The 21,453-nt window shown below is 70.9% G+C and carries 19 protein-coding genes; 7 read left to right on the top strand and 12 right to left on the bottom strand.

Annotation, left to right across the window (positions count from 1 at the left end):
* Window positions 1-84: 84 nt before the first annotated feature.
* Window positions 85-438, bottom strand: a complete 354-nt coding sequence (locus tag ACQKIP_RS03525) for a hypothetical protein (RefSeq protein ID WP_365862628.1) — start codon at window positions 436-438, stop codon at window positions 85-87.
* 319 nt (window positions 439-757) lie between these two features.
* On the opposite strand from ACQKIP_RS03525, the gene ACQKIP_RS03520 reads away from it, so the two are divergent.
* Entirely contained in the window at window positions 758-1,807 is a 1,050-nt protein-coding gene (locus ACQKIP_RS03520) for a C40 family peptidase (RefSeq protein ID WP_365862630.1), read from the top strand.
* A gap of 54 nt (window positions 1,808-1,861) precedes the next feature.
* Window positions 1,862-2,500 carry a hypothetical protein gene (locus ACQKIP_RS03515; RefSeq protein ID WP_365862631.1) on the top strand — a complete coding sequence of 213 codons (639 nt, stop codon included), beginning with the start codon at window positions 1,862-1,864 and terminating at the stop codon, window positions 2,498-2,500.
* Between the two features lie 42 nt (window positions 2,501-2,542).
* Here the strand turns inward: ACQKIP_RS03515 and ACQKIP_RS03510 are convergent, their stop codons facing one another.
* Together ACQKIP_RS03510 and ACQKIP_RS03505 are read right to left on the bottom strand one after the other, a co-directional pair.
* The gene (locus tag ACQKIP_RS03510) at window positions 2,543-3,343 is read right to left on the bottom strand and encodes a response regulator transcription factor (protein WP_365862633.1); all 801 of its coding nucleotides are present in this window, start codon (window positions 3,341-3,343) and stop codon (window positions 2,543-2,545) included.
* Window positions 3,340-4,629 (bottom strand): ATP-binding protein, encoded by a 1,290-nt coding sequence (locus ACQKIP_RS03505; RefSeq protein ID WP_365862635.1) that lies wholly within the window; start codon window positions 4,627-4,629, stop codon window positions 3,340-3,342. The genes ACQKIP_RS03510 and ACQKIP_RS03505 overlap by 4 nt, the downstream gene beginning before the upstream one ends.
* A 184-nt stretch (window positions 4,630-4,813) precedes the next feature.
* Here ACQKIP_RS03505 and ACQKIP_RS03500 point away from each other — a divergent pair, with 184 nt between their 5' ends.
* Together ACQKIP_RS03500 and ACQKIP_RS03495 are read left to right on the top strand one after the other, a co-directional pair.
* Complete coding sequence (locus ACQKIP_RS03500) at window positions 4,814-6,151, top strand: PspC domain-containing protein (RefSeq protein ID WP_365862637.1); 1,338 nt, start codon at window positions 4,814-4,816, stop codon at window positions 6,149-6,151.
* Window positions 6,138-6,398, top strand: a complete 261-nt coding sequence (locus tag ACQKIP_RS03495; RefSeq protein ID WP_365862639.1) for a hypothetical protein — start codon at window positions 6,138-6,140, stop codon at window positions 6,396-6,398. Before ACQKIP_RS03500 ends, ACQKIP_RS03495 begins: the two co-directional genes overlap by 14 nt.
* Window positions 6,399-6,475: 77 nt before the next feature.
* Here ACQKIP_RS03495 and ACQKIP_RS03490 read toward each other — a convergent pair whose 3' ends face one another.
* The 3 genes from ACQKIP_RS03490 to ACQKIP_RS03480 all read right to left on the bottom strand — a co-directional run bounded on the left by ACQKIP_RS03490 (window position 6,476) and on the right by ACQKIP_RS03480 (window position 9,356).
* Complete coding sequence (locus tag ACQKIP_RS03490; protein ID WP_365862641.1) at window positions 6,476-7,000, bottom strand: DoxX family protein; 525 nt, start codon at window positions 6,998-7,000, stop codon at window positions 6,476-6,478.
* Window positions 7,001-7,132: 132 nt separating this feature from the next.
* Window positions 7,133-8,398, bottom strand: a complete 1,266-nt coding sequence (locus ACQKIP_RS03485) for a hypothetical protein (protein ID WP_365862832.1) — start codon at window positions 8,396-8,398, stop codon at window positions 7,133-7,135.
* 172 nt (window positions 8,399-8,570) lie between these two features.
* A complete protein-coding gene (locus ACQKIP_RS03480; RefSeq protein ID WP_365862643.1) occupies window positions 8,571-9,356 on the bottom strand; it encodes a class II aldolase/adducin family protein in 786 nt (261 codons plus the stop codon).
* A gap of 163 nt (window positions 9,357-9,519) precedes the next feature.
* On the opposite strand from ACQKIP_RS03480, the gene ACQKIP_RS03475 reads away from it, so the two are divergent.
* Window positions 9,520-9,999, top strand: a complete 480-nt coding sequence (locus ACQKIP_RS03475) for a pyridoxamine 5'-phosphate oxidase family protein (RefSeq protein ID WP_365862645.1) — start codon at window positions 9,520-9,522, stop codon at window positions 9,997-9,999.
* 83 nt (window positions 10,000-10,082) lie between these two features.
* Here the strand turns inward: ACQKIP_RS03475 and guaA are convergent, their stop codons facing one another.
* Entirely contained in the window at window positions 10,083-11,669 is a 1,587-nt protein-coding gene (guaA, locus tag ACQKIP_RS03470; protein WP_365862647.1) for a glutamine-hydrolyzing GMP synthase, read from the bottom strand.
* A 426-nt stretch (window positions 11,670-12,095) separates the two neighbouring features.
* On the opposite strand from guaA, the gene ACQKIP_RS03465 reads away from it, so the two are divergent.
* Entirely contained in the window at window positions 12,096-12,383 is a 288-nt protein-coding gene (locus ACQKIP_RS03465; RefSeq protein ID WP_361389652.1) for a chorismate mutase, read from the top strand.
* A gap of 754 nt (window positions 12,384-13,137) precedes the next feature.
* On the opposite strand, the gene ACQKIP_RS03460 is transcribed toward ACQKIP_RS03465, so the two are convergent.
* Complete coding sequence (locus ACQKIP_RS03460; protein ID WP_365862650.1) at window positions 13,138-13,914, bottom strand: hypothetical protein; 777 nt, start codon at window positions 13,912-13,914, stop codon at window positions 13,138-13,140.
* 171 nt (window positions 13,915-14,085) lie between these two features.
* Complete coding sequence (locus ACQKIP_RS03455; RefSeq protein WP_365862652.1) at window positions 14,086-14,541, bottom strand: hypothetical protein; 456 nt, start codon at window positions 14,539-14,541, stop codon at window positions 14,086-14,088.
* Between the two features lie 155 nt (window positions 14,542-14,696).
* On the opposite strand from ACQKIP_RS03455, the gene ACQKIP_RS03450 reads away from it, so the two are divergent.
* The gene (locus ACQKIP_RS03450) at window positions 14,697-15,806 is read left to right on the top strand and encodes an LPXTG cell wall anchor domain-containing protein (RefSeq protein ID WP_365862654.1); all 1,110 of its coding nucleotides are present in this window, start codon (window positions 14,697-14,699) and stop codon (window positions 15,804-15,806) included.
* 144 nt (window positions 15,807-15,950) lie between these two features.
* On the opposite strand, the gene ACQKIP_RS03445 is transcribed toward ACQKIP_RS03450, so the two are convergent.
* From ACQKIP_RS03445 to ACQKIP_RS03435, 3 genes are all read right to left on the bottom strand, one after another.
* Window positions 15,951-17,786 (bottom strand): GMC family oxidoreductase, encoded by a 1,836-nt coding sequence (locus ACQKIP_RS03445; protein ID WP_365862656.1) that lies wholly within the window; start codon window positions 17,784-17,786, stop codon window positions 15,951-15,953.
* An 84-nt stretch (window positions 17,787-17,870) separates the two neighbouring features.
* Entirely contained in the window at window positions 17,871-19,487 is a 1,617-nt protein-coding gene (locus ACQKIP_RS03440; RefSeq protein ID WP_365862658.1) for a succinic semialdehyde dehydrogenase, read from the bottom strand.
* Between the two features lie 150 nt (window positions 19,488-19,637).
* Window positions 19,638-21,395, bottom strand: a complete 1,758-nt coding sequence (locus ACQKIP_RS03435) for a serine/threonine-protein kinase (RefSeq protein WP_365862660.1) — start codon at window positions 21,393-21,395, stop codon at window positions 19,638-19,640.
* Window positions 21,396-21,453 lie beyond the last annotated feature (58 nt).

Here is a 21,453-nt window from a genome sequence, read left to right as displayed (position 1 = left end):
CTCCACGCGCGCGTGGAGGGCCGTTTTCCGTGAGCGGGGCGGGATCAGGTCCCGCGGGGCGGGATCAGGTCCCGCGGGGCGGGATCAGGTCCACAGCACCGCGATGAAGATGTTCGCGACGGTCAGCAGCCCGACGGCGCCGAACATCCCCTTGTCCACCTTCTCCTCGTCGCGCTTCACGTAGACCAGCGCGAGGATCACGATCAGCACGGCCATCTTGATGCCGATCTTGAGGTTGTTGACCGGGTTGTCGTCCGCCTGGTTGAGACCCACCAGGACGACACCCGTGACGAGCATGGTCAGTGCGCCGTGCAGCATCGCCGGATTGAAGCGGGCCGTGCCCTGGCCCATCTGCTTCATCTGGGTGAGGAAGCCACCCAGGAGCGAGGCGATGCCGATGATGTGCAGGCCGACGAAAAGATGGGTGAGAACGTCCATGGCTCCGGAGCCTAGCCGGGTCATATCACCACTCCGCAGCCAGGTCGGTCACAAGCGGCGCATCGGTCACACACCTGCGTGAAGGGCTCCCGGCCCGGTGGATCGTGCAGTCACATACGGTCACCGGCGGCACACTTCCACCACTTACGAACAGTCCGTCACCAAGTCGTGATGGCCAGGTTTAGCGTCCTTCGTCAGGTGACCGGCTCCCCACCGCCGTCCGGACCAGGGGCGGCAGTCGGCCACCACCGCCGAGAATCCGGCGGCGGTCCGCTCCCCCTGTGCGGGCTGCCGCCGGAACCTTAAGGAGCCCCCCTTCGTGGCAGCGCACCGCAAGCCCAGACAGCGCTCGCTCAGTGGCCATACGGCCCGCACCGCCGCCACCATCGCCCTTGCCGGGGCCGCCACGGCCACCGCCTTCGACGGCACGGGACACGCGGATCCACGGATCGGCCCGGCCGAGGTCAAGTCCAGGGTCGACGCGCTGTACCGCGAGGCGGAGATCGCCACCGAGAAGTACAACGGCGCCAAGGAGACGTCCGAGAACGCCGAGAAGTCCCTGGGCGAGCTGCGCGACGAGGCCGCCCGCAAGACGGAGAAGCTCAACTCCGCCCGCAAGGGCCTCGGTTCGATGGCCGCCGCTCAGTACCGCAGCGGCGGAATCGATCCTGCCGTCCAGCTCGCTCTCTCCTCCGACCCCGACCAGTACCTCGAACGCACCGCCCTCGCCGACCGGGCGGGCAGCCGCCAGGCCTCGGCCGTCTCCGGCGTGCGGAAGCAGATCCAGGAACTCGACCAGCTGCACACCGAGGCCGACGACACGCTCGCGGACCTCAAGTCCCGCCAGGCGGAGCTGAAGAAGCACAAGAAGACCGTCAACGGAAAGCTCGACGAGGCCAAGGGGCTCCTGGCGCAGCTCACCGGCGACCAGCGCGCGGAACTCGCGGGCGGCGACCAGGACAGGGCCTCCCGCGCGGCCGGCCGCGACGGTTCCTCGAACGTCCCCGGCAAGGCTCCCAACGCCCGCGCCGCAGCGGCCGTCTCGTACGCCTACAAGGCGCTCGGCAGCCCGTACGTATGGGGCGCCACCGGCCCGGACGCCTTCGACTGCTCGGGGCTCACCCAGGCCGCCTACCGGTCCGCGGGGGTCGCCCTGCCGCGCACGACGTACGCGCAGATCGCCGAGGGCGAGCGGGTCCCGCGCTCCCAACTGCAGCCCGGAGACCTGGTCTTCTTCTACCAGGGCATCAGCCACGTCGGGATCTACGTCGGCAACGGCCAGATGATCCACGCCCCGAACCCGAGCGCGCCGGTACGCCTCGCGCCGATCAGCCAGATGCCGTTCGCGGGGGCCTCGCGGGTGGCGTGAGGTCCGTCCAGGTGGCGTACGGAGGGCCGCAGCCCCGCGAGTACTGTCAGGGTCATGCCCCGTCGCACGCTCCCCCCGCCTCCGCCGCCTGCCTACCTGCGCACCTGGCCGGACCGCAACGCACTGCTGCACGACCGCGGCACGGCGCTCGAGGAGCTGCGCCGGCGGACCCTGGGGGTGCACCGGATCCTGCTGCTCTGGCTGTTCGCGCTCGGCTGCGTCATCGGCTGGGCGCTTCTGACGGTGCCGTTGGAGTTGATCGAGGACCACGACCCGATGGCGGTCTTCGTGGGCCCGCTGTGCGCGGTCCTGGGCCTGGGGGCCCTCGCCCCTTCGGTGTTCGGCATCGTCGTCGGCATCCGCAGCGACCGGAAGGCCCGCGAACTCACCGACAGCTGGCTGGCCCTGGACAGCAACCCGGCATCGGACTCCGCTCTGCGCTCCCCCGGCCTCAGCCTCTGCTGGCTCCTGACGTCCCTCCTGGGCTGCGCGCTCGGCCTGTGGGCGTCCTTCGCTGCCGCCGCCTACGCCGAGCCGGGGCGGGACTCCTACAGCGACGTCGTGCTCGGCATGGGCACGGGCCTCATCCTGTGGCTGGCGGGCCTCATCGGCGCCACCAAGGCGGTGGGCCACTACCGCTGGGCGATACGCAAGCTGGGCCCCGCCCCTGCCGCGGCCGGCGCGCACCGCTGACCCCGGGCCGGGCCCCCGCCGCGGACGGCGTCGACCTGCCCGTCAGACCAGCCGCCGTGCCGTCGCCCACCGCGTCAGCTCGTGCCGGTTGGAGAGCTGGAGCTTGCGCAGCACCGCCGACACATGCGACTCGACCGTCTTCACGGAGATGAAGAGCTGCTTGGCGATCTCCTTGTACGCGTACCCGCGCGCGATGAGCCGAAGGACCTCGCGCTCGCGCTGCGTGAGGCGGTCCAGGTCCTCGTCGACCGGCGGCGCGTCGGTCGACGCGAAGGCGTCGAGAACGAACCCGGCGAGGCGCGGCGAGAAGACCGCGTCGCCGTCCTGCACCCGGAAGATGGAGTCGACCAGGTCGGTACCGGTGATCGTCTTGGTGACATAGCCGCGGGCACCACCGCGGATGACTCCGATGACGTCCTCGGCGGCGTCCGAGACGGAGAGCGCGAGGAACCGCACGGGGCTCTCGGCATCGGACATCAACGGCGCGCAGCGGCGCAGCACTTCGACACCGCCGCCGCCCGGCAGGTGCACGTCGAGGAGCACGACCTCGGGGCGTGTCGTCGTGATGACCGTGACCGCCTGGTCGACGTCCGCGGCCTCGCCGACGACCTCGACGCCGGTGATCGCGGTCCTGCCGATCTCCGCCTGGACGCCCGTACGGAACATCCGGTGATCGTCGACGAGGACTACACGTGCCCGGCGGCCCTCCTGATCACCGCCGACGGCGGCACCGGCCGCACCGGCCGTCTCGTCGCCGGGCTGAGCCGCCCCGGCCGGCGTGATCGGCCCGTCCGCGCCTTCCGACCCGCCCCTGGCCCCCGTGGGCTCGCTCGCGTCGCTCATGTCGTCGCCGTCCTCTCCATCTCCAGCTCGACTTCCGTGCCGCCCCCCGGCACCGCGCGCAGCCGCGCCGTGCCGCCGTTGCGCTGCATACGGCCGATGATCGATTCTCGTACGCCCATGCGGTCGTCCGGCACGGAATCCAGATCGAAGCCGGGCCCACGGTCCCGGACGGACACGAACACCGTCTCCCCCTCGACTTCGGCGAAGACCTGCACCGCACCGCCCTCGCCACCGTACTTGGCGGCGTTCACCATTGCTTCCCGCGCGGCCTGCATCTGCGCCGTGAGCCGGTCGTCGAGCGGGCAGTCCCCGACTATGACGACCTCGATGGGGACGCCGTGCTTGTCCTCCACCTCCGCGGCGTTGCGCCGGACCGCTTCGGCGAGGGTGTCGGGCTCATCCGCCTCGTCCTTGCCGGTGCCCTCCGGTTTGTAGAGCCATTGCCGCAGGTCGCGCTCCTGGGCGCGGGCCAGGCGGCGCACCTCTCCGGCGTTCTCGGCGTTGCGCTGGATCAGGGTCAGGGTGTGCAGGACCGAGTCGTGCACATGGGCGGCGACCTCCGCCCGCTCCTGGGCGCGGATGCGCATCAGCCGCTCCTCGGAGAGGTCCTGCATCATGCGCACGAGATAGGGGCCGGCGAGGAGGGCGACGCCGACGAGCACGGCGAGCGCGGCCTGCAGCACGGAGCTGAGGTGCGAGGTGGAGCCCTGGAGCACGACGATGCCGCTGACCCCGGCACCGACGAGCAGCACTCCGGCCGCCGCACGGGCGATGGTCAGGGTGCGCCTGCGGCGGCCGACGGCCATCCAGCGGGCCCGGCGGGCGTTGTCCGCCTGCCGCCAGACCAGGGCGACACCGGCGGCGACGAGCAGTGTCGGCCAGAGATAGGCCTTGGTGGAGCTGCCCAGGTCCACGTTGCCGACGAAGACCATGGCGACGACGACCATCGCGAGAAGCGCGACGAGCTGGCCCTTGTCGGGTTTGCGGGCCACGAGTCTGCGGCGCCCGTCGGGCGCCGTCTCGCTGGTCACCGCGGACGGCGGGCGCTGGGCGTCGACCCCGCCCACGCCCAGCGGCACGAAGAACCAGAACGCCGCATACAGCAGGGCGCCGAGCCCGTCCGCCATGAACAGGCCCGCGAAGATCAACCGCACCCAGATGACGGGCAGCCCGAGATGACCGGCGAGGCCGCGAGCGACACCGCCGAGCCACCGGCCGTCACCGCTGCGGTAGAGCTTTCGCAGCGGCCGCTCGTCTTCGATGGGTAGTGCTGCGGCTTCCGGCATGCCTCCGATATTCACACGCGTACGCGGGCGCGGACATCAGGGTCGACCCCCGAGACGTCCCTGATCTCCGACCCCGACGGCCGGGGCGCGGCGGTCGGGGCAGGGGCGTGTCAGGGGCGATCTCAGGGTTCGGCCAGGGTTGTCCCGACTGCCGCGGCGGCCTCCCGCCCGTCACCATGGACACATGACAGACGAGCAGCCCGCCGGGACGGGCCCGCAGGCCGCGCCGCGCGATCCTTTCGACGCCACGGCGCAGGAGCCGGGCGGGCCGCTGGTCGTGCGGGCCTTCCGCCGCGACCGGCGGCACAAGAAGCTGGGCGGGGTGTGCGCGGGGCTCGGTCAGCACTGCGACATGGACCCGGTCATCTTCCGGATCGGGCTCGCGCTCCTCTCCGTCACCAGCGGGCTCGGACTTGTCTTTTACGGCTTCGCATGGCTGTTCGTTCCCTTCGAGGACGAGGAGGAGAACGAGGCGCGCAGGCTCCTCTCCGGCCGGGTGGACGGCCAGGCCCTGACCGCCGTGCTCTTCGCGCTCGTCGGCTGCGGCGTCTTTCTCTCCCTGCTGAACAACGGCGGGGCGCTCACCTTCGCCGCGGTCCTCGCCCTGCTCCTCGCGGGCGCGGGGTACTGGTCGCAGCAGCGCGGCACGACCGACCCCGACCCGGTGGCGGCGCAAGCCGCGGCGGACGCCCCGCCCGAGGCGAAGGCGCCGCCGGTGGCCGGTGCCCCTTCGTGGTGGCGGGACCCGATCATCAAGGACGGCACGCACGACGGGATCTCGGGCTATTTCTGGGGGCCCGAGGGAGTGGCCGTCGAATATGTGCCCGATCCCCCGCACGGGCGGATACCGCAGCGGGCACCCAAGCCCGCCCCGCGCCCCAAGCCGCGCGGTCCGCGCTGGATCGGCGGCTTCGTCTTCCTGGGAGCGCTGCTCGCCGGAGGTCTGGGCACCGGCCTCACGTGGGAGGAGCAGTCGCTGGGCACCAGCCTGCAGACCGGCCTCGCCCTCGCGCTCGCCGTGTTCGGCATCGGCATCGCCGTCAGCGCCTTCCTCGGGCGCACGGGAGTGGGCTCGATCGTGCTCGCGGTGATCACGGCCGGGCTGCTCGCCGGCTCGGCCGCGCTGCCCAAGGACATCAGCACCAGCTGGGCGGATACGGAGTGGCGGCCGACCGCGGCGGACCAGGTGAAACCCCGGTACGAACTGGGGACGGGCGTCGGCACACTCGACCTGACCCGTGCGGGACCGGGCAAGGGCCGGACGCTGAGCACGGGCGCCGAGGTGGGAGCGGGACAGCTGAAGGTGATCGTGCCGAAGACCGGCACGGTGAAGCTGGACATCGAGGTGGGAGTCGGCGACATCCAGCTGCCGGACGACCGCAAGGGGGACGTGGACATCGCTCCGGGCAAGGAGAAGTCGGTGACGCTGGACCCGCCCGCGGGCAGCAAGGACGGCGGCACGCTCGAGGTGCACGTCGAGGTAGGCATCGGACAGGTGGAGGTGACCCGTGCTACGTCATGAGTTCCATCCCGGCAAGCTGGTCCTGGGCCTGTTCCTGCTGATAGCGGCCATCGCCTACGCGGGTGACGCGGGCGGCGTCTGGGACACGCCGTGGTTCGTGGCGTTCCCGCTCCTCCTTGCAGGTCTGCTGCTCGGAGGAGCCGCGGCAGCCGTGTCCTACGGCATACGCGGCCGCCCCGCCGCTCGCCCCGGCCGTCCCGCCGACCGCACGCCGGACCGCTCGGCCGACGACACCCCGGACGCCTAGCCGATCCGGGCGGCCCGGCCCGGCCGAATCACCCCGGCCGGACCTGGCCTGGGCACGCTCCGGGCGCGACCAGCGGCTCAGTCGAGTCCCGCGGTGTGCCTGCGTCGGTTGGCGATCATCGCGTCGAGCGAGAAGACGGCGGCCCCGGCGAGGATCAGCGGGAGCCAGGCCATCAGGTAAGCGAGGTCGTTGCCGTAGTAGTAGGGCTCGGTGGACCAGCTCACGGTCAGCCAGAGGCTGAGCGAGATCAGGGCACCGCCGAGCGCGGCGATCCGGGCGAACAGGCCGACGAGGGTGCCGATGCCGACGGCCAGTTCACCGAAGGCGATGGCGTAGCCGAAGCCGACGGGGTTCTTCAGGGAGAGGTCGACGAGGCCGGGGAAGGCGGAGATGTCGCGGACGCCTTCCATCATCTCGCCGATGGAACCAGCGCCCCCGGCGGACATGAAGGCGCTGTCGGTGAGCTTGTCCAGGCCGGCGTAGATGAAGGTGACGCCGAGGAAGATCCGGAGCGGGAGCAGGGCGTACCGGGAAGCGCTCTCCCGCCAGCCGCTGCTTCTGACGTAGCTGGTGTGGCTGTCGGTGCGCATGCCGTGAGCCATAGCTCTCGCCGCCTCTCCCGTTGACCCGCTTCGCCCATGGACCCGTCATCTGACGATACGTACGAACAGGGGGGCCTGCTCAGTGGCTTGCATCGAATTCGCGAGGACCGGTCCGGCAGCGGGCCGGAGTGGTCAGTCCGTCACGTCGATCGTGCAGCGGTTCGTCTCCACGCCCGCGGCCGTGATCACCTGGACGTCGACGCGCCCGGGCTCCACGTCGACCGGGACGGGGACGGTCAGGGCCGTGTCGGTCGGGTTTGTGAAGCCGCCCGGCACGGGGACGAGCGGCACATGGACGTGCACGGTTCCGATGCGAACGGCCATACGGGCGAGGCGATCGGCGGTCTGCGCGCCCGGGGGCACGAATCCGGCGCCGCGGATCTCGATGTCGTCGCCCGTACGGATGGGGCCGTCGAGATCACCGGCCTCGCGGGCGCGCACCACGGAGAGGATCACGGGACGGCCGCCCTCGGTGTACTTGCCCGTGACGTATGTAGCCGCCGACACCAGGACGAGGACGGCGAGCCCCCACGGCAGGTCGGGCAATTGTTCGGGGCGGCGCGCCAGGCGTACGGCGGCGAAGACCATGGCGACGGCACTGACCAGGACGTACTGCGCGTCAGTGAAGCTGCCGCGGCCCGCGTCGTCGGTGAGGAGATCGGCGGCCCGCGGCCGGTCGGCGGGCACCTTCTGCAGCCGCTGGCCGAGCACCCTCAGGCCCACCACACGGCGTACGAGCACGGCGATCCCGCAGACCACGGCGAGGACGGTCACGGCGCCGGCGGCGCGGGCGAGGTCGAGCCCGGTGATCAGTTCGTCCCGCTCGCGGTGCCCCGAAGCCCCGGCGAGCTGGCCCGCGAGGACGAGCACGGCGAACACGACGAGCAGGACCCAACAGGCGGCCACCGCGCGTGAGGTGGAGAGGCGGTTGTCCTCGCCGAGCAGCGGGGCGATGATGCCGCCGCGCGCCCGGTGCGCGTATCCGGCGCCGGTCAGCAGCCCGCCGACGACCACGGCCGCGAGTACTCCGCCGGTCCGGGCGAGGGTCCACCCGGTGCCGATCGCGGTGAGCGCCTGGACCAGGAGCAGCAGCCCCACCGCCGCCCAGACCACGCCGACGGTGCGCCGCCACAGGTGGCCGAGCCAGGCCTCGCCCTCGGCCCGCCCGCGCTCGGCGACGTCGCGCGCCGACTGGGTCAGCTCGTCCGACACCCACTGCCGGGAAGCGCCCGCCGAGTGGGCGACCGCCGCGGGCAGCCCCTGCCCGGCCGCTAGCTCGTCGCGCTTGGCGAGAAACGCGGCCACGGCACGCCGGTGCCCTTCCCGCGCACCGTGCGGGCAGTCACCACATGTGCAGCCGCCCCCGTGTGCGCCCTGCCGCGCCTCCTGCACCACCACCACCGCGTACGCCGCCTTCCCCGCCCTCTTACGAGCACCGAAACGTGAACTTCCTTGCGATGAAAGGGGATTGTGCCGTACTGGAAGACGATCAGATGACCGGGGTCAGGTCAGCGAGGGTGATTTCCGCGCGCTCGTGTTGACGGCGGGGGCCACCGGCGCAGGATCGGGCTCAGGCCAGGAGATCCGGTTCGCTGCGGCTGATGTCCTGCCACAGGGACTGGTAGTTGATCCACGCGACGAGATCGCTGCCGAGTTGCTCTCGCGTGGCCACCGCCTGCTTGTGGCCGATGAGGATCGGGCGGCCCGCGGCCCGCGCGCTCAGCTGGACCTGGCAGGAGCGCTCCATCGTGAGGAACCACCAGGCGGCGGCATCGACGGAATCGCCGACGGTGAGCAGCCCGTGGTTGCGCAGGATGACGGCCTTGTGGCCGCCGAGCGCGGTGGCGATCCGCCGTCCCTCGTCGGAGTCCACGACGACGCCCGTGTAGCCGTCGTACAGCGCGTGGCTCTCGTAGAAGGCGCAGGACTCCTGGGTGATCGGGTCGAGGAGTTCGCCGAGTGTGGACAGGGCCCGGCCGTACAGCGAGTGGCAGTGCGCGACGGCGACGACGTCGGGCCGCGCCAGGTGCGCCTGCGCGTGGACGGTGAAGGCGGCCTGATTGACGTGGTGGCGCCCCTCGACGACCTGCCCCTGCGCGTTGGCGAGGACCAGATCGCCCACGGTGACGTGCTTGAAGGGCATCCCGAAGGGGTTCACCCAGAAGCAGTCCTCGAGCTCCGGGTCCCGCGCGGTGATGTGCCCGGACACCCCGTCCTCGTATCCGAGCCGCCCGAAGATCCGCAGCGCCCCCGCGAGCCGTTCCTTGCGGTAGCGGCGTTCGTCCGCCAACGACTCGTGCACCGGCGGCATCGCGAACTGCAACCGCTCGACGGGTATCGGTGTGGGCGCCTGCATGTGTCCTCCATCCCTGGCTGTACGGAGCGGAAGTTACCGCCGGTCAGCGCAGGAAGACAGGGGTCGCCTGTGAAGAGAGTGCGCACGCGGGGCGCGGCGCCCGGCAGAAATCGGTGCGGCAAACCAGACGGAAGGTGTCGGGTATCGGCGCGACACTCTCCGTATGACGACGAACTGGGCAGCCTTCGGCGCGGCAGAACCCGACTTCGCACGGACCGCGGAGGAGCGGTTCGGCCTGTTCACGCACCACGTCCTGGCCACGCTCCGCAAGGACGGATCACCGCGCACGACCGGGCTCGAGGTCCGCTTCCTGTACGGGGAGTTGTGGCTCGGCATGATGCCGGACTCGCTGAAGGCGCTCGACCTGCGCCGCGATCCGCGCTTCTCGATCCAGGCGAACCCGGGGCCGGGCACGGAGATGGCCGGCGGCGACGTCCGGATCTCCGGTCGGGCGATCGAGGTCGAGGACCCCGAGGTCATCGCGCGGTACGCGGGCGACGTGAACCCGCCGGACCCGGACGCGTTCCACCTCTTCCGCACGGAGCTGACGGAGGTGGTGCGGACGTACATCGAGGACGGGAAGTACCTGGCGGTGCAGCTGTGGAAGCCGGGTGCGCCGGCGCGGACGACCAGGCGGACCTGAGGAGAAAACGCCGGTGCCGCCGCCCTGCTTCGAGGGACGGCGGCACCGGCGTTCGAGTCCGGGCCCTCAGCGGGCCCCGGCGACTACTCCCACTCGATGGTGCCCGGCGGCTTGCTCGTCACGTCGAGGACGACGCGGTTCACGTCGGCGACCTCGTTCGTGATGCGCGTCGAGATCTTCGCGAGGACGTCGTACGGCATGCGCGTCCAGTCGGCCGTCATGGCGTCCTCGGAGGAGACGGGCCGCAGCACGATCGGGTGGCCGTACGTCCGGCCGTCGCCCTGCACGCCCACGCTGCGCACGTCCGCGAGCAGCACGACGGGGCACTGCCAGATCTCGCGGTCGAGACCCGCCGCCGTCAGCTCCTCACGGGCGATCGCGTCGGCCTCACGGAGCAGGTCGAGGCGCTCCTTGGTGACGTCGCCGACGATGCGGATACCGAGGCCGGGGCCGGGGAAGGGCTGGCGCTGGACGATCTCGTCCGGCAGGCCGAGCTCCTGCCCGACCATGCGCACCTCGTCCTTGAAGAGCTGGCGCAGCGGCTCGATCAGCTGGAACTCGATGTCCTCGGGGAGGCCGCCCACGTTGTGGTGGGACTTGATGTTCGCGGTGCCGGTGCCGCCGCCGGACTCCACGACGTCGGGGTAGAGCGTGCCCTGGACCAGGAACTCGACGGGCTGGTCACCGGGCGCCTCAGCGACGATCTCCGCCTGGGCCTGCTCGAAGACGCGGATGAACTCGCGGCCGATGATCTTCCGCTTCTGCTCGGGGTCCGAGACCCCGGCAAGGGCGGTCAGGAAGCGCTCCTGCGCGTCGACGACCTTGAGCTTGACGCCCGTGGCCGCGACGAAGTCCTTCTCGACCTGCTCGGTCTCGCCCTTGCGCATCAGGCCGTGGTCGACATACACGCAGGTCAGCTGCGAACCGATGGCCTTCTGCACGAGGGCAGCGGCCACGGCGGAGTCGACGCCGCCGGACAGACCGCAGATCGCGCGCTTGTTGCCGACCTGCTCGCGGATCGCGGCGAGCTGCTCCTCGACGATGTTGCCGGTGGTCCAGTCGGGCTTCAGGCCCGCGCCCCGGTAGAGGAAGTGCTCGAGCACCTGCTGGCCGTGCGTGGAGTGCATGACCTCGGGGTGGTACTGCACGCCGTACAGCTTCTTCTCGTCGTCCTCGAAGGCCGCGACCGGTACGACGTCCGTGGACGCGGTGACGGAGAAGCCCTCGGGCGCCGCGCTGCACGCGTCGCCGTGCGACATCCACACGGACTGCTCGGACGGCGTGCCCTCGAAGAGCGTCGAGCCGGGCTTGGAGACGGCCAGGGGCGTGCGGCCGTACTCACGCGCGCCCGTGTTGTCGACGGTGCCGCCGAGGGTGGTCGCCATCAGCTGGAAGCCGTAGCACATGCCGAAGACGGGGATGCCGGCCTCGAAGATCGCGCGGTCCAGGCGCGGGGCCTCGTCCGCGTACACCGACGAGGGGCCGCCGGAGAGGATGATCGCGGCGGGCTTCTTCGCGAGCATCTCGGCGACCGGCATGGTGCTCGGCACGATCTCGCTGTAGACCCGGGCCTCGCGGACGCGGCGGGCGATGAGCTGGGCGTACTGCGCTCCGAAGTCGACGACCAGAACGGTGTCGGGGGCGGCGGCAGCGGGGGACGCTGATGGCACGGCGGCGGCCTTCCGGCGTTGAGCTTGAGCTTTCGCGTGAGCTGAGGCTCGTGCGTGAGCAGGGGGTCTGTTTTGTCGATTCTAACGGGCCCGCGGACACCCCCTTCGTCGCATCCGACGGAGCCCGCCGCCTCGCCCCCACGGAGCCGCGCAGGGCGCCGGGCGGCGGCGCCGGGCGTCTCAGCATCCGGGCCGCGCCGCAGCCCGTGTTGACCGGGCAGGCGCGCGTGGGGGCATACTGGCCCCGTGACCAAGCACCTCAGCTTCCTCTTTACCTATGGCAACCGGCCCGCCGGCTGCCATGGTCGAGCTGCTTGATCCACTGACAAGCGACTTCCCAGGCGCCCCGGGCCGACAAGGCCCGGGGCGTTCTGTCATCTCCGGACCATGTCGCTCCGGGGCACTCCATCGACGAGGAGCCCCCAGATGACCATCGCCACGACCGACAAGACCGGCGCCCGCACCCCCGAGGCCGCCGACGTGATCGAGGGCGCGCGCGACCGCATCGACGCACTCGACGACCGCATCATCGGTCTCGTACAAGAACGGATGGCCGTGTCGGCCGTCATCCAGGAGGCCCGCATCGGCTCGGGCGGCCGGCGCGTCAACCTCTCCCGCGAGATGGAGGTCCTCGGCCACTACAGGGACGCGCTCGGCAAGCCCGGCACGTCGCTCGCGATGACGCTCCTCGAACTGTGCAGGGGCCGGGTCTGAAACCTGCCGGGTCTGAACCCTGCCGCTCGCGCCGCCGGTTTCACCGGATCTGAGTTCGGGTCCGCTCTCACCCGTACGGCGCGTGACCGGGCCCGGCGGGGCTTCGTTGGTCCCGATGTCCGTGCCAGCCAGGGGCGGGCACGGAAAAACCACGCGTGGCTCCGCTGGAGCGATGAGGCACATACCTCGTGTGTGCCGTGGGACCTCGCTCCAGAGACGTGACCGGACGGCAGGGGACAGCATGCCCGGTCACCCAGGGAACGGTCGGCTTCGGGGACGCCCGGAGCCGACCGGCCTCCGTCCCCCGAGGCGTCCTCCCCAAGCGCCCCCCCGAGCGCCCCCCACCGCTTGCAAGTCCCCGGTCCCTCACCTCTTGGGCTTGTCCGTCCCCTCGCAACGCCCCAGCTGTCCCTGTTCGTCTGGATCACGTCGAACCGGTTGCGCGGGTCACGGCGCATCCAGCACGATGCCTAGCAGGACAGGTCGCAAGTACGGCAGTGCACAACTCAATTGCCATTGGTCGAGACCACTAGTGCGCCCCCCGTGCGCCGGGGCGGCCACCAGCGCCCTCCCGACTCGCGGCGCACTCCCCCGGCGCCGCTCCGTGGCACCGACGCTGCCCTGACGTCGGTGCTGACAGCCAAAGGGCCCCGCGGATCCGTCCCGCGGGGCCCTTCGGTCTGCCGTGGCCGAATGTCGTGACCAGCCGTCGTGACCAGCCGTCGCAACCAGCCGTCGTGACCGGCTGCCGTGCCTACTTCGTTCCCGCCAGCTTCGCGAGCTGCGCGTCGACGATCGCCTCGGCAACCTCCGGGTCGGCCGTCGCCCCGCCCCCGCCCCTGCCCTTGTCCCCGCCCGCGTCCTCCCCGACCGACTCCGGGTCGAAGATGTTCACGGCGCGGAAAGCGATCACCGTCGAGCCGCTGCGTACGACCGAGACGCGGTGCCGTTCGAGGAACTCATCGGCACGGTTCGCGAGCTTGTACGAGACGGCCTCGTCGCCCCCGACGGGCGCGGGCTGCGGCCTGGTGCCGAAGTAGCGGTGGCTGCCGTCCCCGAACGTGGCGCACTTCTTCGACTTCGTCGCCGCCCGCAGCGTGTCCATGGCCTTCTCGGCGTCCGCCCGGTCGTACGCGAAGAGCACGACCTCGGTCGCCGTGCCGTCCGAGACATCGGTGCTGGTCAGCGTGCGGCTGACGTGAGCCGTCGACTTCTGCGGGGCGTTGGCGTCGAGCCAGTCGGACAGCGGGCGGCACTCCGCCGGGGTCACGCGACCCTGCCCCGCCGCCTTCGCGGGCGCCTTCTCGACCTCGTACTTCTTGACGTCGCCCGAGGCGAGTGCCGCCTTCTGGAGCTTCGCCACGGCGGAAGAGGCACCGGAGGACCCGTCGGGCGCCTGCGCGGACTTCGACGGCTTCCCGCCTCCGTCGCCGGCGCCATCACCCTCACCGCTCCCGCTGCACCCTGCCGTAAGACCGAGCACCGCCACCACCGAAACGGCCACCACTCCGCGTGACACAGCTGACTTCACGTCCCCGCTCCCCCACTTTCGCCTTGCAACATGCGGAGTCACCCGCACTCCTCCTACGACGGAAGATCGTTACGGACGGTTCCACCAGGGCCGCGCCACCACCCGTCCGGCCCAACGCCCCCGCCGGACCCGCGCTACCGCCAGCCCCGCACTACCGCCACATCTCGCCCGCTACCGCCAGATCCAGAACCGGAACGGGCTCAGCAGCACGATCGCCAGCGCCATGCCGCCCACCACGATCACCACGCTCCACACCCGGCGGCTGCGCTCCGAACGCCCGTTCCCGCGCGGGCCGGTCGGCGTGGCCCGCCACTCGTCGGGACGCCACGCCCCGGCGACGCCCTCCCCCTGCGCCGCCTTGCGCTTCCGGCGCCTGCGGCCCAGTGCCCGCGACTCCGCGGCCTGCCGGATCGCCTCCTCCTCGTCGAGGCGCCGCAGCCGCTCGGCCACCATGCGCGCCCGCGCGGACGGCTCCTTCGGCGCCGAGGTACGGATGTCGCGCAGGCTGTCGCGCTCGAACCGCTCCCACACGTCGTCCGGCAGCCGGTCAGGCATCTCGCCCGGCGACCGGTCAGTCATCTCGATCTCGTCCGGTATTCGGTCCGGTCTTTCGTCCGGCTCCGCCACGACGCCCCCTCCTGATGCCCTTGCTCCCGGCGGATCACCGTAGAGCGGGGGAATTTCTACGGCACCCGGCGATGACGGCACAAGCTGTGTGATCCAAGCCACATAAGAATTCTGTGAGGTAAAGGACAACCATTCACAGCCGACGCAGGTCATGCATGCGTAACAACGGCCACACCCGCGTCCCCACCGCGGAGGCCTCCACCTCCGTATCGCCCACCAGGCGGTACGCCGGACTGACTGAGGTCTTCATGAAGCTCCGCCGTGTCATGGCCGCCGCGGCCGCGACCGCTGCCATAGCCCCGCTCGCGCTGCTGTCGGCCCCGGCCGCCTTCGCGACCGACGAACCCACCACCGCGCCTCCGAGCACGTCGGCCCCCGCGTCCGAGACGCCGCCGACCACACCCGGTGAGACGCCGCCCACCACGCCGGGCGAGACGCCGCCGACCACGCCCGGCGAGACGCCGCCCACGAAGCCGGGCGAGACGCCGCCGACCACGCCTCCCGCGACGACCCCGCCGGCCGAGACCGAGGACCCGACCGACGAGCCCTCCGACGAGCCCACGCAGTGCGAGGTCGACGAGGACGGCAACGACGTCGACTCGAAGCTGGAGCTCGGCATCTCGGGCCTGCCCGGCAAGATCGTCGCGGGCAGCGGCTGGCACCAGTTCAAGCTGACCGCCGCCAACCCGACCGACGAGGACCTCGGTGAGGTCCAGTGGCTCGCCGCCGTGAACAACTTCACGGACAGCGAGAAGGAGAAGGACTGGCTCGCCAACTACGCGCAGATCCAGTACCTCAACCCCGAGACCAAGGCCTGGGAGTCCATCGCGGACGAGGTCACGGGCGGCATCTACTTCGGCACCACCGAGCTGGGTGCCAAGGAGAAGGTCGACATCAAGCTGCGCCTCAACATCAGCGCCAAGGCACCGGCCGGTGACGGCTACGCACTCGGCCTCGGCGGCTACCTCGACTCCGAGCAGAACTGCGTGCACGAGTCGTTCTCGTTCTACGAGTTCACCGTCCTGAAGGCCGGCAGCAACAACGAGAACCCGGGCAAGGCCGAGGAGAACAAGGACGGCAAGAAGCCGTCCGGCGCCAAGTCCCCCCAGGGCGGCGCCAACAAGATCCCGACCACCGGCAGCCTCGCCGAGACCGGCTCCAGCTCCGCGCTGCCGACCATCGGCCTCGTCGGCGGTGTCGCCGTCATCGCCGGTGCGGGCGCGGTCTTCGTCGTCCGTCGCAAGAAGGCCGACGCCGGCGTGTAAGCACGTGCGTCAGCCCGCCGGTAACGGCACGCCGCCCAGCGGCACCTGAAGCACGCGAAAGGACCTGCTCTCGGAGGGGGGAGCAGGTCCTTTCGCGTATGTACGGGCTGTGAGCGGCCGGAGTTACTTCTTGGCCGGCACGAGTTACTTCTTGGCCGGCACGGCCGGCATCCCCAGGAAGGGCAGCTTCAGTGCGCCGAACGCGTCCGCCGGTACCGCCGGGGTCTTCGGCTCGACGGCAGCGAGACGTACGTACTGCGTGCCCTGCGCGGGACGCGTGTCCTCGCCGCCCTTGTTGGGCCAGAACGACATCGCGCGCTCGGCCTGCGCGGTGATCGTGAGGGAGGGGTTCACGCCCAGGTTCGCGGAGACCGCGGCGCCGTCGACGACCGAGATGCCGGGGTGGCCGTAGAGGCGGTGGTAGGGGTCGATGACCCCGGCCTCCGCGGAGTCGCCGATCGGGCAGCCGCCGAGGAAGTGCGCGGTCAGCGGGGTGCCCATCAGCTCGCCGATGTTCGACCCCGCGAAGCCGTTGATCTCCTTGGCGAGCAGCGTCGCGGCCTCGGTGGCCTCGGGGATCTGCGTCGGGTTGGGCGCACCGTGGCCCTGGCGGGCGGTCAGCAGGCCCTTTCCGATGCCCTTCTCCTTGCGGTATGTGGTCAGGGAGTTGTCGAGCGTCTGCATGACCAGGCCGATGATCGTCCGCTCCGACCAGCGCCGGTTGGAGAGCGAGCGGACCATCAGCCACGGGTGCTTGGCGACATTGCCGAGCCATCCCGTGACGCGCGCCCTGCCGCCGCCCTTGATGCTGTACGGCACCTGGAGGATCGTCATGCCGCCCATGGCGTTGGACTTCTTGCCGTAGCGGACCGGCTCGATGTGCGTGGTGGCGTTCGGGTGGATCGACGAGGTGATCGCGACGCCCTTGGTGAAGTCGGCCTTCTCGATGCCGTGCTGCTTGCGGTAGCGGCGGTCGGTGGTCTGCGAGCCGACCAGGGCCTCGGAGTTGGTGCGGGTCAGCGCGCCGAGCCGTCCGGAGATCCGCGGGAGCAGGCCGGTGTCCTTCATGCGGTGCAGCAGCGTCTGCGTGCCGTAGGTGCCCGCGGCGACGACGACGTGGCGTGCCGTGAAGGTGCGTCCGCCCTTGCGCTTGCCGTCGGTGGGCAGGGTGGCGGCGGCGTACCCGCCCCGCGAGTCCTCGGTGAGGGTGACGACGGACGTCATCGGGTGGATGACGGCGCCCGCCTTCTCCGCCAGGTAGAGGTAGTTCTCGTTGAGGGTGTTCTTCGCGCCGTGCCGGCAGCCCGTCATGCACTCGCCGCATTCGCTGCAAGCCCTGCGGGAGGGGCCCGCACCTCCGAAGTAGGGGTCGGGAACTTCCTGGCCGGGGTTGGCCGTTGAAGTACCCGAGGCGTCCTGCTCGTCGCCGAAGAAGACGCCGACCGGCGCCATGTGGAAGCTGTCGCCCACTCCCATGGCCTCGGCGGTCGCCTTCAGGTGGACGTCGGACGGAGTCGTGGTCGGGTTGAGCCGCACCCCGAGCATGCGTTTGGCCTGCTCGTAGTAGGGGCCGAGCTCGTCCTGCCAGTCCGTGATGTCCTTCCATTGCGGGTCGTTGAAGAACGGCTCGGGGGGCACGTAGAGCGTGTTCGCGTAGTTGAGCGAACCTCCGCCGACGCCCGCCCCCGCGAGCACCATCACATTCCCGAGCAGGTGGATGCGCTGGATGCCGTAGAGGCCGAGGGCGGGTGCCCAGAGGTAGTTCTTGAGGTCCCAGGAGTTCTTCGGGAGCGACTCACGGGTGAAGCGGCGCCCCGCTTCGAGCACGCCGACGCGGTAACCCTTCTCCGTCAGGCGCAGGGCGGAGACGGAGCCGCCGAATCCCGATCCGACCACGATGACGTCGTAGTCGTACGACGCTTCGTCGTGACCGCCCGCCTCACTGTCCGGCTGTTTCTGGACAGAGCTCTCCTGTGACATTGACTCTCCTCGTTGAGAACTAACCTCTAGAGAAAGGCTCTTGAGGCCCTGAGGCCGGACTCGGTCCTGGGACCGGCGCCGCGCCTACCGGAGGCGCAGGGACTTCATGACCTTCAGGCTCAGGCTCATGAACGCCGCGTACTTCTCGTCGTCCATGCCGAAGGACGGCGCGAGCGGCATAAGACGCTGGTGCGCGACGGTCTGCGCCTCGGTGTACTTCAGGATGCCCTCGGAGCCGTGCCTGCGGCCCAGGCCCGAGTCCTTCATGCCGCCCATCGGCGACTGCACGCTGCCGTAGGCGGGCGCGAAGCCCTCGTTCACGTTGACCGTGCCGGTGCGCAGGCGGGCCGCTATCTTGCGGCCACGGCTGCCGTCCTTCGTCCACACCGAGGAGTTCAGTCCGTACGACGTGGAATTGGCGAGGTCGACCGCTTCGTTCTCGTCGGTGAAGCGGTAGATGGAGACGACCGGGCCGAAGGTCTCCTCGCCGCACACCGCCATCGGGGACTCGACGCCGTCCAGGATGGTCGGCTCGAAGAAGTACGGGCCGATGTCGGGCCGGGCGACGCCGCCCGCGATCAGCTTGGCACCCTTGGCGACGGCCTCGTCGACGTGCCGCTTGGTGGTCTCCAGCTGCCGCTCGCCGACCAGCGAGCCCATCTCCGCGCCGTACGCGAGGGAACGGCCCAGGCGCATCGCCTTCGTCCGCGCCGCGAAGCGCTCCACGAACTCCTCGGCGATCGACTCGTGGACGTACAACCGCTCGATGGAAATGCACAGCTGGCCCGCGGACGAGAAGCAGGCCCGCACCGCGCCGGCCGCCGCCTTGTCGATGTCGGCGTCGTGCAGGACCAGCATGGCGTTCTTGCCGCCGAGTTCGAGCGAGACGCCGACGAGCCGGCCTGCCGCGCCCTGCGCGACCTCGCGGCCGGTGCGCGTGGAGCCGGTGAAGGAGACGTAGTCGGCGTGCTTGACGATCTCGGGGCCGATGACGGGGCCGTCTCCGATGACGACCTGGAAGACCTCGGCGGGCAGACCTGCCTCGATGATGAGGTCACGGGCCCACAGGGCGGTCAGGCAGGTCTCCGTGTCGGGCTTCATCACCAGGGCGTTGCCCGCCACGAGCGCGGGGAGGGCGTCGCCGATGGACAGCTCGAAGGGGTAGTTCCAGGGCGCGATCTGGCCGACCACACCGCGCGGCTGCCGGTTCTCGGTGACCTTCGTGAGGGTCGGTACGACGCCGGTGTGCCGCTTGGGGTTCAGGTACGCGGGGGCCTTGCGGCCGTAGTGCCGCGCGGCGACGGCGACGGCCTGGAGCTCCTCGTGCGCGTGCAGCCTGGCCTTGCCGGTCTCCAGCTGGATGAGGTCGAGAACCTCGGCCTGGCGCTGGAGGACCAGGTCGTGGAAGCGGAGCAGGACCGCCGCGCGGCGGCGGACCGGGGTGCGTTCCCAGGCGACCTGGGCGACCCTGGCGCGCTCGAAGGCGGTGGCCACGTCCTCGGGGGTGGACTCGGGCAGGTCGGCCAGCTTCTCGCCGGTGAACGGCGTGTGGTTGGCGGTCCGTCCCGAGCCGATCACGTCCCGGGTGAGCTGCGCGATCAGCTCGGGAGTCACCACGTCGGCGGTGGTGCGCGCGCCGTCGGGAGCGGTGGCTGTCGGGTTGGTTCCGATGGCCGCTGCGGTGGCCTGCGAGTCCGTCATGGTGGTGAGCGTAGGCCCAGGTCAGGGATTTGGGTACCCGTCGGTAATCAGCTTTCACCGGGCGCACACACGTTGCCAGCGATTGCTGGCGGTAAAGGGCCTGATCAGGGGCTTAGTGGGACTCGCAGGGCCTTGGCGACTCCGTGCGGATCAGAGTTCGTCGATCTCCAGGTTGTCGATGGCCGTCCTCGCCACCTCGCGGCCGCGCTCGGTGAAATCACCCTTGCCGGGGTAGTCGATCCAGAGCTTGTACATGTCGCCGGACTTGGCCTTGTAGTAGAAGACCTTCGCCTCGCGCGGCTTCAGTCGCTCCGAGTCCGAGTCGTCGACGTAGGTGACCGTGTTCTCGGCGGACTCCCGGTCCTTGTACGAGGTCTTCGCCGTCTTGCTCCGGGGAGCGGGCGTCTCGGCCATGCTGCTCTCGTCGCCGCCCTCGATCGCGTCACTGTCGCTGTACGCCTGCGCGGCAGCGGACCCCGCGATCTCGCCGGTGCTGTCCTCGGACTTCTTCGCGAGGTGCAGAGTGATCGAGACGGCGGTGCTCGGGTCGGTATAACTGACCCAGTGCTCCGTCTTGGTGATCCCGTCCGGGACGGACTTCACGTAGTCCGGGGGCGCCGCCATCGTCGCACCGAGCGTCTTCTCCTGGTGCTGCTTCCAGCTGTCCGCCTCGTCCGCCGCGAACGGGTTCATGACCACGAGGACGCCCGCGACCACGGCTGCGACGACCACCGCGCCAATGCCCATGAGTCCCTTGCGGCCGATGGTGACGCCCTTGCGGTCCGAGGCGCCACCGCCACCGGTATGGACGACCTGCGTCGGCGCCGGCCGCGGAGGCTGGGCCGCTTCCTCCAGGAGGGCGCGGACCTGCGCGGCGCGCGGACGCTGGCCCGGCTCCTTGATCAGGAGGCCGTTGATCGCCTGCGCGAGCGGGCCCGAGGCCGAAGCGGGCGCCGCGGGCGTCGCGTTCAGGACGGACTGGAGCGTCGCGGGGGTGTTGTTGCGCCGGAACGGCGAGACGCCCTCCGTGGCGGCGTAGAGGACCACGCCGAGCGACCAGAGGTCCGACGCCGGGCCGGGGCGCTGGCCCAGGACCCGCTCCGGGGCGATGAACTCGGGCGAACCGACGAAGCCGCCGGTGTCCGTCAGGTTCGTCTCGCCCTCGATCTGGGCGATGCCGAAGTCGGTGAGGACGACCCGGTCGTGCTGGCCCAGCATCACGTTGTCCGGCTTGACGTCACGGTGCAGGATGCCCGCCTGGTGGGCGGCGTCCAGCGCGCCGAGCACCTCAAGGCCGATGCGGGCGGCGTCCCGGGCGCCCAGGGTGCCCTCCTGGAGCGCGGCGCCCAGCGAGCGGCCCTGCACCAGCTCCATGACGATCCAGGGCTGGCCGTCCTCCACCGCCACGTCGTGGACGTTGACCACGGCCGGGTGGTCGAGGCGGGCCGCGGCGCGTGCCTCGCGGCGCATCCGCTCGAAGGCGTTGGCGCGCTCGCGCTCGGGCAGGTGGTCGGGGATCCGGGGTTCCTTGACGGCGACCTCGCGGTCCACCGTCTCGTCCTTCGCGCGCCAGACCGTGCCCATGCCGCCGTGGCCGAGCTTGGAGAGGAGGCGGTAGCGGCCCGCGATCAGGCGGCCCGCGCCGGGGTCCGGCTCGGAAGGGTGGCTCGGCTGGTTCGGGTGGTTCGGGTGGTTCGGGGGGCTCGGCTGGTTCGGCTGGTTCGGCACCGCCTGGGTGGGCTGGGCGTACGGCGACGGGGGCGGGGTCGGCGCGGCCGGGTGCTCGGCCCGCTGCTGGTGCGGCGGCTGCTGCGGCGGTTGTTGCTGCGGCGGCTGCGGCTGTGGTGGCTGCAGGCCATAGCTGGTTGGTTCGTACGGGCCGTAGGAGGCTCCCCCGTCATTGCTCATGGCCACATCACTACCTTGCCGGAGGCATCCGGTTCCACTGGGGTCACCGACTTGTGAC

The organism is Streptomyces sp. NPDC059900 (assembly GCF_050270335.1).
GTDB lineage: Bacteria > Actinomycetota > Actinomycetes > Streptomycetales > Streptomycetaceae > Streptomyces.
Note: the sequence above shows the minus strand (reverse complement) of the source record. Positions and strands in the feature narration are given on the sequence as shown.